General features: G+C 60.2%; 12 protein-coding genes and 1 pseudogene. 9 read left to right on the top strand and 4 right to left on the bottom strand.

The annotated features are described in order from the left end of the window. Nucleotides 1–2 precede the first annotated feature (2 nt). From AACZ65_RS09715 to AACZ65_RS09700, 4 genes are read left to right on the top strand one after another with little or no spacing between them, the layout of a single operon-like run. Nucleotides 3–878: an amino acid ABC transporter substrate-binding protein gene (locus AACZ65_RS09715; protein WP_339670342.1), complete on the top strand. Its 876-nt coding sequence runs from the start codon at nt 3–5 to the stop codon at nt 876–878. 58 nt (nt 879–936) lie between these two features. Then, complete coding sequence (locus AACZ65_RS09710) at nt 937–1,656, top strand: amino acid ABC transporter permease (protein WP_339670340.1); 720 nt, start codon at nt 937–939, stop codon at nt 1,654–1,656. 1 nt (nt 1,657) lies between these two features. Then, a complete protein-coding gene (locus AACZ65_RS09705) occupies nt 1,658–2,314 on the top strand; it encodes an amino acid ABC transporter permease (protein WP_037270163.1) in 657 nt (218 codons plus the stop codon). Beyond that, nucleotides 2,311–3,042 carry an amino acid ABC transporter ATP-binding protein gene (locus AACZ65_RS09700; RefSeq protein ID WP_339670337.1) on the top strand — a complete coding sequence of 244 codons (732 nt, stop codon included), beginning with the start codon at nt 2,311–2,313 and terminating at the stop codon, nt 3,040–3,042. The genes AACZ65_RS09705 and AACZ65_RS09700 overlap by 4 nt, the downstream gene beginning before the upstream one ends. 164 nt (nt 3,043–3,206) lie before the next feature. Here AACZ65_RS09700 and AACZ65_RS09695 read toward each other — a convergent pair. Then, nucleotides 3,207–3,614: pseudogene (locus AACZ65_RS09695) on the bottom strand (integrase core domain-containing protein); the annotation flags it as partial. A 128-nt stretch (nt 3,615–3,742) separates the two neighbouring features. Then, nucleotides 3,743–4,780: a LacI family DNA-binding transcriptional regulator gene (locus tag AACZ65_RS09690; protein WP_339670335.1), complete on the bottom strand. Its 1,038-nt coding sequence runs from the start codon at nt 4,778–4,780 to the stop codon at nt 3,743–3,745. 149 nt (nt 4,781–4,929) lie between these two features. Here AACZ65_RS09690 and AACZ65_RS09685 point away from each other — a divergent pair, with 149 nt between their 5' ends. From AACZ65_RS09685 to AACZ65_RS09665, 5 genes are all read left to right on the top strand, one after another. Beyond that, on the top strand, nt 4,930–6,411 hold the full coding sequence (locus tag AACZ65_RS09685; RefSeq protein WP_339670334.1) for a tripartite tricarboxylate transporter permease: 1,482 nt from the start codon (nt 4,930–4,932) through the stop codon (nt 6,409–6,411). Next, nucleotides 6,408–6,863, top strand: coding sequence for a tripartite tricarboxylate transporter TctB family protein (locus AACZ65_RS09680; RefSeq protein ID WP_339670332.1), 456 nt, complete (start codon nt 6,408–6,410; stop codon nt 6,861–6,863). The genes AACZ65_RS09685 and AACZ65_RS09680 overlap by 4 nt, the downstream gene beginning before the upstream one ends. Before the next feature lie 48 nt (nt 6,864–6,911). Next, nucleotides 6,912–7,871, top strand: coding sequence for a tripartite tricarboxylate transporter substrate binding protein (locus tag AACZ65_RS09675; RefSeq protein ID WP_339670330.1), 960 nt, complete (start codon nt 6,912–6,914; stop codon nt 7,869–7,871). A gap of 72 nt (nt 7,872–7,943) precedes the next feature. After that, the gene (locus AACZ65_RS09670) at nt 7,944–9,353 is read left to right on the top strand and encodes an aldehyde dehydrogenase family protein (protein WP_339670328.1); all 1,410 of its coding nucleotides are present in this window, start codon (nt 7,944–7,946) and stop codon (nt 9,351–9,353) included. Next, complete coding sequence (locus tag AACZ65_RS09665; protein ID WP_339670326.1) at nt 9,350–10,867, top strand: AMP-binding protein; 1,518 nt, start codon at nt 9,350–9,352, stop codon at nt 10,865–10,867. Before AACZ65_RS09670 ends, AACZ65_RS09665 begins: the two co-directional genes overlap by 4 nt. A 29-nt stretch (nt 10,868–10,896) precedes the next feature. On the opposite strand, the gene AACZ65_RS09660 is transcribed toward AACZ65_RS09665, so the two are convergent. Together AACZ65_RS09660 and AACZ65_RS09655 are read right to left on the bottom strand one after the other, a co-directional pair. Beyond that, nucleotides 10,897–12,750, bottom strand: coding sequence for a heavy metal translocating P-type ATPase (locus AACZ65_RS09660; RefSeq protein WP_339670324.1), 1,854 nt, complete (start codon nt 12,748–12,750; stop codon nt 10,897–10,899). 124 nt (nt 12,751–12,874) lie between these two features. Beyond that, nucleotides 12,875–13,672 carry a phosphodiesterase gene (locus AACZ65_RS09655; RefSeq protein ID WP_339670322.1) on the bottom strand — a complete coding sequence of 266 codons (798 nt, stop codon included), beginning with the start codon at nt 13,670–13,672 and terminating at the stop codon, nt 12,875–12,877. Nucleotides 13,673–13,674: the final 2 nt, after the last annotated feature.

Genomic DNA, 13,674 nt, shown 5'->3' with positions numbered 1-13,674 from the left:
CCATGGACTTTAAACTTGCCCGCCGCCTGCTTGCTGTCGCGGCTTTGACAACAGGGCTGGCACCTGCCGCTATCTGGGCCCAGGACCTGACGGGAACGCTCGCCAAGATCAATGACAGCGGAGAAATCGTGATCGGTCACCGCGAAAGCTCGGTGCCATTTTCCTATCTGAATGATCAACAGCAGCCCGAGGGCTATTCCATCGACCTCTGCATGAAGGTGGTCGAAGAGGTCGAAAAAACGCTCGGCAAGGACATCGAAGTCCGCTATGTGCCCGTCAACCCCAAGACCCGTATCGCGCTGATGGCAAACGGCACAATTGATCTGGAATGTGGATCCACAACCAACAATTTGACGCGCCAGCAGCAGGTTGAATATTTGCCCGTGACCTTCGTAACCGGGACCAAGATCCTGACCCGAAAGGGTTCAGGCATCACGTCGGTTGCCGATCTCGACGGTAAATCAATCGCGCTGGCACAGGGCACAACCAATGAGCGCGCTGTCAAAGCAGCGGTAGAGGCCCTAGGGCTAGAGGTGAAAATCCTGCCGGTACGCGACCATGCCGAAGGCATGCTCTCGCTTGAGACTGACCGCGTTGATGCCTACTCCACAGACCACATTCTGCTGTTCGGTTTGATTGCCAAGTCCAAGACACCGGATGAATTTACCGTTGTCGGTGATTTTTTGTCCTTCGATCCTTACGCGCTGATGGTCCGTCGTGACGACAGTGCCTTTGAACTTGTGGGCAAGACCGCGCTTGCCAACGTGTTCCGCTCGGGCGAGATCAACGAGATCTATTCAAAGTGGTTCGACCCGATGGGCGTGCCTGCCGACCCGCTCCTGCAGGCCGCATTCCAGCTTGGAGCCCTGCCTGAGTAAAGGATCTGCGGCCCGTTCGTGACCGGGCGGGCCGCGCAATTTCGGGGGACCGGCCAAGATGAATTATAACTGGAACTGGAGCGTTCTTTGGGAACCGGAATATTTCGGCTGGCTCCTGAGTGGCCTTGGCTGGACCGTGTCCGTAGCACTCTGCGCTTGGGTGATCGCTTTGGGCGTGGGATCGCTGGTGGGCGTGGGCCGAACCCTGCCCAACAAAGTGGTGAGCACACTCTGCACCGCCTATGTCGAACTGTTCCGAAACGTGCCGCTGCTGGTGCAAATGTTCATCTGGTATTTCGCCGTCCCCGAGATGTTGCCCGAGGATGCCGGGCGCTGGATGAAGCGCGAGATGCCGCAACCCGAGTTTGTCACGGCAGTTGTGGCCTTGGGCCTCTATACCGCAAGCCGCGTGGCAGAACAGGTGCGTGCCGGGATTGAGGCGGTGCCATCTGGTCTCAAATCTGCGGCAACCGCACAGGGTATGGGCGTAGCACAGGTCTACCGATACGTTCTTTTGCCGATTTCTTTCCGCCTGATCGTGCCGCCAATGACATCGGAATTTCTGACTGTCTTCAAGAACTCGTCGCTCGCGCTTACCATCGGGCTGCTTGAATTGACGGCGCAGAGCCAGCAGATCGCGGAATACACATTTCAGAGTTTCGAAGCTTATACGGCCGCCACCGTCATCTACGTGTTCATCGCCCTCTGCGCCACAATCGTCATGACCGTCCTCGAACGCTACACGCGCATTCCGGGCTACGTTGGCAAGGGGAACTGAGATGGGCGATTTTGATTTTGGCGTCATCCTGAACAACCTGCCGTTCCTCTGGCAGGGTTTGCAACTCAGCTTATGGCTCACCTTTCTTGCGGTGTTGGGCGGTATCGCTTTAGGCACGTTGCTCGCGCTGGCACGGCTCTCGGGGATCAGACCGCTGGCGATATTCGCTGCGGCCTATGTGAACCTGATCCGGTCCGTGCCCTTGATCCTCGTGATTTTCTGGTTCTACTTCCTTGTACCTCTGGCAGTCGGTCGGCCGATCGGCGGCTTCTATTCAGCGCTCATCGCCTTTGTCATGTTCGAGGCCGCCTATTATTCAGAGATCATGCGGGCCGGCATTCAGAGCGTTAGGACGGGTCAGGTGCACGCAGGTCAGGCCACAGGCCTAGGCTACTGGCAGATTCAGCGCTATATCGTGCTGCCGCAGGCATTCCGAAACATGATCCCAATCCTTGTAACACAAGGAATCATCCTGTTTCAGGATACCTCATTGGTCTTTGTCGTATCGCTGCGCGACCTGATGACTGCCTCTTCCATCGTGGCCCGGACCGAGGGCCGCCTCGTTGAAATGTATCTCTTTGCCGCGCTCGTTTACTTCGTGATCTGTTTTTCAGGTTCGCTGTTCGTGCGTCGGCTTCAAGCGCGGATGACGACATGATCGAAATGAAGAATGTGAGCAAGTGGTACGGGGACTTTAAGGTTCTCACCGATTGCACGACAAAAGTTGCAAAGGGCGAGGTCGTGGTGGTCTGCGGACCCTCTGGCTCGGGAAAATCCACCCTTATCAAATGTGTAAACGGGCTTGAACCAGTTCAGGAGGGGCGGATCGTCGTGGATGGTGCCGAAGTGACAGGCAGCGGCACAAAACTGACCAAGCTGCGCGCCAAGATCGGCATGGTGTTTCAGCATTTCGAACTTTATCCCCACATGAGCGTGCGCGATAATCTATGCCTTGCGCAGGAAAAGGTGTTGGGGCGGACGCGCAAGGAGGCGGAGGAGAGATCCGAGACGCTCTTGACACGCGTGGGAATGATTGACCACGTCGCCAAATATCCCGGTCAGTTGTCGGGCGGTCAGCAGCAGCGCGTCGCCATTGCACGGGCTCTTGCCATGGATCCGATTGCGATGCTCTTTGATGAACCGACTTCAGCGCTTGATCCCGAGATGATCAAGGAAGTTCTGGACGTTATGGTGGGACTGGCCCGTGACGACGGCATGACCATGATGGTGGTCACTCATGAGATGGGCTTTGCGCGCAAGGTCGCAGACCGTGTCGTATTCATGGATGCGGGGGCCATCGTCGAGGATCGTCCAACGCAAGAGTTCTTCGATGAGCCGGAAAGTGAGCGTGCCAAGGATTTTCTCTCAAAGATTCTGCAACATTGAGAACGCGGCGATACCGCCTTTCCGTATCCGACCTTGGAAGAGAGCAAAGGGGCGGGGGAATGTGTCGACGACTGTCAGGATGCCTATGTTGTCCGTAACCGAATGACTTGGAGAAGGCGGTGTGATTTTGGTCTGGAGGACGCCGGCTGTGTTGGTTGATGGTATGCTGCTTGGCGCTGATGAATCAAGCGGCAGTTCTGAATGGTCTGTGCCTTGAATTTCTCCCTTTCTGCCAGGATTGCGGGACCGCGCCCGAAGTAAGCATCGGCAGGTGTCAGATTGCCGAGGCTTTCGTGATATCGGCCGTGGTTGTATTGCTCGATGAAGGCGGTTATCGCCGCTTCGAGTTTGCCCTCCAGGGAGTGATTTTCGAGGGGCATGCGTTTCTTTTGGGTCTGGTGCCAGTGCTCGAACTCGCCTTACGTCTGGGGATGGTTGGGGGCTCCGCGCATGTAAGCCATGCCGTTCTTCTCGAGATATCTGGCGAGATCGCCCGCGATGTAACAGAGGCCGTTCTCACTGAGCCGCTGCGGCTTGTGCAGCACCGTGACGCTGTCATATCCTCATGCGGCCTGCCTCTACCCGCTTCGTCAAACAAAAACAACTTGGCGATACCCGCCGCCATTGACCGCGCACCGGGTGGTGCAGCGATCGAGTTCAATCGAGGTTGCTGGCCGATGACCTGCGTGGATTTTGCATTTCAGTCGCCGACCGCGTGAACCGCGCGCGATGTGCCGCGCAGGATACATTCCAACGGACAGCGGACGCGAAAATGATCATCGCTTGCACCTGTGATCAGGTCGGTGAAGCGCTCGCCAGCAATCTCTCCAATAGTACGGGCGGGTATACGGATAGTGGTCAGGCCCGGCTCCATCTCGCTTGACCCTTTGAAATCCCCGATGCCAATCACCGAAATATCCTCAGGGACGCGCAGGCCGCAGCTTTGCGCACCATAGATTACACCTTGGGCAATCACATCATTACCGCACAAGAGCGCAGACGGACGATGCGCCCGGCGCAAGAGATCCTGCGCCACCTGTTTGGCCTGCGCAATGCTATAGGGGGCCTCCCATTGCCAATCCGCGATCAAGGGAATGCCCGCTGCCAACAATCGCTCCCGGGCCCCCCAGAGGCGGGCACTTGCCCGGTCATTGCCTTCCGGACGTGGAAAGACCAGCCCGATATCGCGATGCCCAAGCTCAAGCAGATGATCGGCGGCGATGCGCCCCGCCTCGCGATTGTCCGCCCCGACACAGGGCAGCAACGAGTCGGGAGCATAGTTCCAGAGCGCCATCGCGGGCGTCCCCTGCTGCTCCAATAGCCGAAGGCTGGCGTCCGCGTGTTCCAACCCAACCAACGCAATGCCATCCACACGATGTTCCATCAGCTTGCGCATCATCGCATATTCGCGGTCGAGGTCATAGGAATGCGACGCGATGAGCAGGGTAAAACCGGCCCGGTCGATGGAATCGGAAAAGGACTGGATCACTTCGGCAAAGATCGCATGGTCAATGGTTGGCACGATCAGACCGATGGTAGCGTTACGCCGTCCATGCATCGACTGAGCGGCGCGATTGCGGATGTACCCCAGCTTTTCCACCGCGCGGGTAATGCGTTTACGAGTGGCCGGGCTGACCAGACCGGGGTGGTTGAAACTGCGCGACACCGTCGACGGCGACACTCGCGCAGCCTTTGCCACAGCAATGATATCGACCTTTTCATTCATTTTCTCAGACACTTAAACCACCATTTCATGGATTTTATGAAAACATTTGCATTACTATTTTCATCACTTACCGTTAGACTTCAACCGGCGGTATTGCCCGGAACCGCAACGGGAGGTGCGCGTTGGAGTTCATCTACTACTTCGGAGAAGTCTTTACGCCGATGGCTTTCATGCTGCTTGTGGGCGGCACCATTGGCGGGCTGATTCTTGGGGCAACCCCCGGTCTCTCGCCGACCATGGCGGTGGCGCTGCTCATTCCGTTCACCTTTCGGCTTGAGCCTGCGCATGGCCTGATCCTGCTGGGGGCGGCCTATACCTCGACCGTTGCAGGCGGCGCAGTCAGTGCGATTCTGCTCAAGATACCCGGGGCTCCTGCCAATATCGCAACCACGTTGGACGGGCATACGATGGCCACGCAGGGACGTGGCGCGGAAGCGTTGCAACTTTCCTTTCTGTCCTCGGCAGCCGGGGGCGTCTTTGGCGTTCTGCTGTTGATATTTCTCACGCCGATGCTGGCAAAATGGGCGCTGGCCTTTGGTCCCTCGCATCTCTTTTGGCTGGCCATTCTGGGTGTGACGGTGATTGGCACGCTGGACACCAATTCGGTGGTCAAGGGGCTGCTCTCGGGCTGCATGGGGATGTGGCTGGCCACCATTGGGTTTGACGACATCATGGGCGCGCAACGCTTTATCGTGCATCCGTCGCTGGCGGGGGGGATCAGCATCGTGCCTGCCTTGATTGGCCTTTTTGCAATCCCGCAAGTGCTCGCGATGTTCGCGCGCGGACGTCAGCCGGTGGGCAGTGATGTGATCGCAGTGCAAAAACACCCCATCGGCAAGGCGATGCGCGAGATGACCCGTCGCTGGCGTGCGCTCGGCATCGGCACCGCCATTGGTTCCATCATCGGCCTCATTCCGGGCATCGGGGGACAGATTGCCGGGCTCGTCGCCTATGATCAGGCCAAGAAATTCAGCTCCGAGCGCCAGAAATTCGGCAAAGGCCATTCCGAGGGCGTGATTGCAGCCGAAAGCGCCAACAACGCCATGGTAGGCCCGTCACTGGTGCCGCTCCTTACGCTTTCAGTGCCCGGCAGCCCGACAGCGGCGGTGCTCCTAGGCGGCCTGCTGATCCACGGAATCTTTCCAGGGAGCGACCTTTTTGACAACCACCCGGATGTCGCCTGGACCTTCATCAACTCGATGCTGATCGGGCAGGTGTTGATGTGCATCTTTGGCCTTTACGTGGCGGGCCTTGCCGCGCGCGTGGCACAGGTGCCGCAATATGTGATGGCTGCGGTGGTTCTGGGGCTGGCTGTATTTGGCTCGTACTCTGTCCAGAACTCGATGGGCGATGTCTATGTGATGGCCGCATTGGGCATCGGCATGTTCTTTCTGGAACGGTTCGGCTTTACCGCCGCACCGCTCGTGCTGGGTCTTATCCTTGGGCCGATCGCCGAGGCCAATTTTACCCAAGGATCGATGATCGCCGACGCCACCGATGGGCGGTTCAGCTATTTCTTCGGCGGCACGCTGAATATCGTGCTGATCCTTATCGTGATCGCCTCTGTCGCCTATTCCGCCTGGATGGAAGTTCTGCAACGTCGTCAGGATCGGGCCGATCAGGCCAATGAGGCCAAGGCATGAGACAGTGGCAGCATATCATCCCATCCGGCGCCATTGCCGCACTTGGCCTTTGGGTCTGCTATGTCAGCTTTACCCAGAAACCGACGCAGGCTTTTCTATTTCCCCGGCTGATTTCCAGTGTCTTTGTCGTACTGGCGCTCTGGACCTTTGGCCGGGCGCTCTTGGGCCTTTCTCGTGCCGGCACCGGGATTGGCAGAACGATGTTTCTCAATATTCTGCCGGGCCTGCTGGTGGCGGCGGTCTACATCTTTTGGGCGGCAGAGGCGCTCGGGTTCTATAGCGGCAGCGCCCTCGCCTTTTTCACGCTACTCAGCCTCTACGATCCCGCGTCCCACGGCGAGGTCAAAAGTTGGATCCGCCGGATCGTTATCACGGCCGGATTCATCCTCGTGATGTATCTGCTCTTTGCCAAGCTGCTCAGCGTTTTCACACCGCGAGGCCTGTTTTTCTAAAACTGCCGGAACAATTCAGACATTCAAAAACCAAGGGAGGAGAAGACCATGACCAAGATACTCAAAGGGTTGGCAACGGCCCTATTGCTCGCGGCGTCCCCCGCTGTGGCGCAGGACTATCCAGACCGCCCCGTGATGATGATGGTCAGCTACGGCGCGGGTGGGGCCACCGATTTCCAGGCACGGATCGTGACCATGACCGCCGGAAACGAGGATGCGCTTGGCCAGCCCATCGCCATCATCAACAAGCCCGGCGCAGGCGGGCGCGTTGGCTGGAACTGGCTGGCGACACAGGCCGAGGCGGATGGCTATACGTTGGGGGCCTACAACATTCCCCATTTCATCGCGCAATCGATCGAAGGTGGTGTCGAATACAGCGTGGATAGCTTTGAGCCGATCGCCAATTGGGGCGCGGACCCGGCAGTCTTTATCGTGGGCGCGGACAGCCCGTTCAACTCGATGCAGGATGTGGTGAACTGGGCCAAGGAAAATCCCGGAAAACTGACCTTTTCCGGCGCCGGTCTGTTCGTGGGGCACCATATCGCGGCCCTGCAGCTCGAAGCTGCCGCAGACGTCAAACTTGCCTATATCCCCAACAACTCAGGCGGGGCGGGCGCCATGAAGGCCGTGATCGCCGGGGAGGTCATGGGCGGTGTCAACAACCTGTCGGACGCTTATCGCGCCGCGAATGCGGGCAGCGTCAAGATTCTGGGTGTGTTCGATACCGAGCGCAGCAGCTTCCTGCCCGATGTGCCCACCTTGCAGGAGGCCGGGTATGACATTGACAACGCCAGCGTGAATTATCGTGGCATCATGGTTCCCAAAGGCACGCCCCAAGAGATCATCGACAAGCTGGCAGCCGTGATGCCCGCCATGTTCGGCAATCCCAGTGTCATCAAACAGATGGAGGCAGGCGGATCGCCGATCAAGATCATGACGCGGGACGAAGTGATCGAGATGTGGGCTGCCCGCCAGCAAACCCTGGAGAAGCTTTTGGCAGGGCTTTGATCCTGCAGCAAAGCCCGCATCAGCAGGGCAGCCCCGGGCATGCCCTGCGACCAACCCGACAAGGAACACCACATGAGCGTTGAAGGTGATATCGCCGCCGTCGAAGACGTGATGGCCAAGGCGCGAGCTGCACAACGGGCCTACGAGACTGGTGGGTCGCAAGAACTCTATGATCGCACCGCAGAGGCTGTGGCCTGGGCCATCATGGAGCCTGCCCGCAACCGCGCCCTGGCGGAGCTCTCGGTGGCCACCACCGGCATCGGCAATGTGCCCGACAAGATCACCAAGAACCACCGCAAGACGCTCGGGCTGATGCGCGACATCGCCGGGGCCAAGACCTTTGGTGTCATCCGCGACGATCCCGCAACCGGCATCACCGAAATCGCCCGCCCGATCGGGGTCATCGGTGCCGTGGTGCCCTCTACCAATCCGGGGGCAACCCCGGCCAACAACATCATCAACGCCCTCAAATGCGGCAATGCCATCGTGCTTTCGCCCTCACCCAAGGGGGTGCCCACCTGTGAGCGATTGCTAGAGCATATCCACGCCGAATTTGCCAAGATCGGAGCAAACCCCGATCTGGTGCAAATGGTGCCCGCGCCGGGATCCAAGGGCAAGACGCAGCGGATGCTGGAATTGTCCGACCTGGTGGTCGTGACCGGCAGTCAGGACAACGTGCGTCGCGCCTACACTTGCGGCACGCCCGCAATTGGCGTGGGCGCAGGCAATGTGACCGTGATCGTCGATGAAACCGCCAATCTGGCCGCCGCAGCCGCCAAGATCGCAGCCTCCAAGACCTTTGACAACGCGACGTCCTGCTCATCGGAAAATGCGGTTGTAGTAGTGGATGCGGTGTATGACGCCTTTGTCACGGCATTGGCCCGCGAAGGCGGCGCACTGGTTCCCGAGGCGGACTCTACGGATCTCGTGGCTCGACTTTGGCCCGACGGCCATCTCAACCGCGCGGTCATCGCACAGGACGCGCCGCGCATGATCGAGGCGCTTGGCCTCTCGGGGAAAGTGCCACAAGCAACACGCTTTGTCGCGGTCGAAACGCGCGGTATCGGGCCAGGGCATCCGCTTTCAGGTGAAAAGCTGAGCCTCGTTCTGGCACTCTACCGCGCCTCGGACTTTACGGATGCAACCAGTATCGTCGCGCGTATCCTCAACCATCAGGGCGCAGGTCATTCCGTTGGCTTGCACAGCACTGACGACGCCCGCGCACGCCACCTGGCGGCAACGCTTCCGACCTGCCGGGTGATCGTCAATCAGGCGCATTGCTTTGCAACAGGCGGTGCCTTTAACAACGGCATGCCCTTTTCCCTCTCGATGGGGTGCGGCAGCTGGGGCGGAAATTCCATCGACAACAATCTCAATTGGCGGCATTTTCTGCAAACCACCAAGATCGTGCGGGAAATTCCACCGCGAGAGCCCACGCTCGACGAGATCTTCCGCGCGTATTGGCAGGTGGCCGGACGATGAAGCTCCGCCGCGACACGCCCCCCAAAGGCACGCTGCGGGACTGGGTCGATGCCCGCGCCGAGGCCGGTGGCATGGCGCTGTCCTTTCCAGATGAAGGCACGGCGCTGGATTGGCCCAGTTTGCGCAACCGCGCACGGGCGATCGCTGCCCTCTTGACAGCACGGGGTATCGCCAAAGGGGAAAGTGTCGCCATCCTGCACCCCAACGGGCAGGCGGCGATCGAGGCGATTTATGGAACGCTCTACGGTGGCTTTCGCGCCACGATGATCAACCTCGTCGCCGGGACAGAGGCGATTGGCTATGCGCTCGACCATTCAGGGGCGCGGGTGGCGCTCGTTCATCCAACTCAGGAGAGCGTATTCCAGAGCGTAAACCCCGGCGGGCGCATTGCCATGTTGAACATGGCCGAGTCCGCGCCTGAAACCGTCCTGCATCCTGTCACCCCCGACGATCATGCTTTGCTGATGTATACCTCGGGCACCACGGGGCGCCCCAAGGGGGTTGTGCACACCCAAGCAAGCCTTCTGGCCGGGGGATGGACCACGACCATCGCCCATGATCTCACACCCGAGGATACGGGGCTTTGTGTCTTGCCCGTCTATCATATCAACGGACTTTGTGTGTCGGTCATGGGCTCGCTCGTGTCAGGGGGGCAGTTGGCCATGTGCGCGCGGTTCTCTGCAAGCCGTTTTTGGCAACAGGCCGCCGAGACGCGGGCCACTTGGTTTTCGGTCGTGCCGACCATCGTATCGCATCTGTTGCATGGGGAAACTGGACCAGACCCAGAGACCCGCAGACGGCTCCGGTTCGGGCGCTCCGCCTCCTCCCCTCTGCCGGTCGAGGTACATACGGCGTTTGAGGCCCGGTTCGATTTGCCTATTGTCGAGACGATGGGCCTTACAGAAACTGCGGCGCAGATCCTCTCAAACCCTCTTCCGCCCGGCACGCGCAAGATTGGCTCTCCGGGTATCGCCTATGGCAATCTGGCCGAGGTGGCAGGGCCGGATATGCGCCCGCTACCTCCGGGGCAAGAGGGCGAGATCATCGTCAAAGGCCCAAACGTCATGCTGGAATATCTGCGAAATCCCGAGGCCACGCGCGACAGCTTCACACCCGATGGCTGGCTGCGCACCGGCGACCTGGGGCGCAAGGACGCAGAGGGCTATTTCTTTGTCACGGGGCGCCTCAAGGAACTGATCATAAAGGGTGGCGAGAATATCGCACCGCGCGAAATCGACGAGGTGCTCTATGCCCATCCCGATGTGGTCGAGGCGGCGGCCTTCTCTTGTCCTTGCCCGCGCTACGGCGAGCGGGTCGAGGCGGCAGTTGCCCTAAGACCCGGCTCGACACTGACACCTGAGACCCTTTTGACGCTCTGCAAGGACCGTCTCGGGGCGTTCAAAAGCCCGGATCACATCCATTTCCTAGACGAGTTGCCCAAAGGGCCGTCGGGCAAAATTCAGCGTGTCAGGCTCAAGAGCCTGCTGGCTGGGGACCTGGAGCGCAATTCCTGACGACATTCTGAGATTTGGATGAGAAACGATCACACACGCAGCGCGTCACTGGGGGAGATACGCAAAGCGCGCAGAGCATTCAGGATGACGGCAACGTCAATCACCTCTTGCAAGAGGGCACCCTCAACCGGGCTGAGGTAGCCATAGGCAGCAGCGATCATGCCCACCACCGAAAGACCGATCCCGACGACAACGCTTTCAACCGCGATCCGGCGTGCCGCATGGGCAATCTCGATCCCCGACCCCAGCCGGTCGATATGGTCCACCAAAAGCACCACATCCGCCGCCTCGGCAGATGCGGCGGCCCCTCGCGCGCCCATGGCAACACCGACATCGGCAGCACTGAGAGCCGGCGCATCATTCACGCCGTCTCCCACCATCATCACCGGACCGCGCTTGCGTTCGGAAAGAACAAGCAGCACCTTTTGATCCGGCGTAAGACCGGCCCGTACCCCATCAAGGCCCAACCCCTCTGTCACGCGTTCTGCAACATCGGCGCGGTCGCCGGTCGCAAGCAGGATACGGCGCACCCCTTCGCGCCTCAGCCCGTTCAGCATCGCGCCGGCGCCGTCGCGCAGCGGGTCGGACATCACCAGATGCCCGGCCATATGGCCGTCAATTGCGACGGCAACCAAAACCGATCCAGCAGCCATGCTGGACGCATCGCCAGACACACGCCCGACAAGAGCCGCGACAAAGCCATCCCCCCCGACGATAACGGGGCGGCCTTCGACTCTGCCCACCACCCCCTCACCGGGCAGTTCCACCACCTCTGAGGGCACGGGCAAGCGCAGACCTTCTGCCTTTGCCGCCGCAACGACGGCTTGCGCCACGGGATGCTTCGAGGCCTGATCAAGGGCTGCGGCCATGCGCAGGATTTCTTGCTCGCTCGTGTCACCGTAACAGGCGATGGACACGATTTTTGGCCGACCATCCGTCAAGGTGCCCGTCTTGTCGAGGATCAAGGTATGAATGCGGGCCATCGTCTCCAGCGGTCCCGCTCCCTTGATGAGCACGCCGAAATGGGCGGCGCGCGAGAGGCCAGCCACCAATGCCACCGGAACAGCCAGGATCAAGGGACAGGGCGTGGCCACAACCAGCACCGCGACCGCGCGGATCGGATCGCCCGTGGACCACCACGCAGCAAAGGCGATGCTGACCGTCACCGCGAGAAAACCGAGAGACCACTTGTCAGCCAGCCGGGACATGGGCGCCTTGGACGCCTGCGCCTCGGCGACCAGCCTGACAATTCCGGCATAAGTGCTGTCCTTGGCCGGGCGCAGCGCCGTGAGGTCAAACGCCTCGCCCGCATTGGTGGCCCCGCTCATCGCCTCGGCCCCGCGCATCAGGCGCACCGGAAGGGATTCACCCGTCAGCGCCGACGTGTCGACAAAACCGGTCTCCGAGGCCAGAGCTCCATCAACCGGCACCACGTCACCTTGCCGGATCAGCAACCGATCGCCCGGTGCGATTTCGTCAATGGGAATATCCTCGAGCCCGTTGTCGCGATGCCGCGTCGCGGTTCGCGGCACGCGAGACAGTAGCGCATGCATCTCTCGCCGCGCGCGGCCCTCGGCGAAGCTCTCAAGAAAGGTGCCCCCCGAATACATCACCGCGACCACCGCCGCTGCAAGGGTTTCGCCAAACGCAAGCGCCGCCGTCATGGAGAGCGCCGCAACGATATCGAGGCCCACCTCGCCCCGGCTAAGGCTGCGCAGGATCTCGATCACAAGCGATGCAAGCACGGGCACGACCCCGGCAATCCAGACAAGGTTTGCGATGCGGGCCTGATCCGCAAGATAGAAGGCAAGTCCAATGACCAGACCGGCTACCGCCAGCAACAGCAGCGCGGTCTTGAGGCGGTCCGATCCGGTTTGTTCCATGCGACCTCGTTCTCCCCGGCGACGCACACACCTTGCGTAGCTCGCATGATCGCTCAGGTTATAGAGGCCGTCGAGCCCGCGTTTTAACGCAGGTTAGCCACGGCACCAGAAAGGACAATCCCGCTCAGAACGCGAAAGGCCCATCGCCATAGAGCAATGGCAGTTCGGTCCAGACCCCACCCATCCCCGTGTCGATCACGGCGCATCCCGTTGGGCCCGTCAGAAACCCGACCGGTGCCTCTTTGCGCACGTCCAGTGCAAAGGCACTGCAACAGGACGGGGCGGTCACGACCGGATGTCGCCCCAAAAGACCATGATAGACACCATGCACATGCCCGGCCAATACCCGAACCGGCGCATCATGTTGATCCAACACCGAGCGCAAGGCGTCAGGGTTCTCCAGCCCGATGGCATCCATGAAACGTATGCCGGTTCGCAGCGGCGGGTGATGCAGAGCAACAAGCGTCTGCCTGCGTCCCGCCGTGGACAAGGCCTCGGACAAAAGCACGAGACTTTCATCGCGCAGAGTACCGCCGCCCTTACCCTCGATCAACGTATCGAGGCCGATAACGCGCGTGTCTCCGATATCCGCGACCCAGTCGATCTGGCCAGTTGGCCTTATCTCGGGCAGGTCGGAAAACGCAGCCCTGAACGCTTCTCGATCATCGTGATTGCCCGGCACCACCAGCAATCTCTGCCCCAATCGCTCGAGTTGCTCGCGTGCAACTCTGTAACTCTCGGCACTGCCATCATCACTGATGTCGCCGGTCACAAGCACCGCATCCACGGGCCCGATGGCTTCAAGCCGGTGAATGAGCGTGTCTACAGCCCCCCGAAAAAGACGGGCAGTGTCGAGTTGACCCGAGACCAGCAGACCCTCTGGCACAATGTGAAGGTCGGTCAGGTGAAGAAACCGCGCCATGT

This window comes from uncultured Roseovarius sp., assembly GCF_963972555.1.
Lineage (GTDB): Bacteria > Pseudomonadota > Alphaproteobacteria > Rhodobacterales > Rhodobacteraceae > Roseovarius > Roseovarius mucosus.
This window is presented reverse-complemented; position numbering and strand designations above follow the sequence as displayed.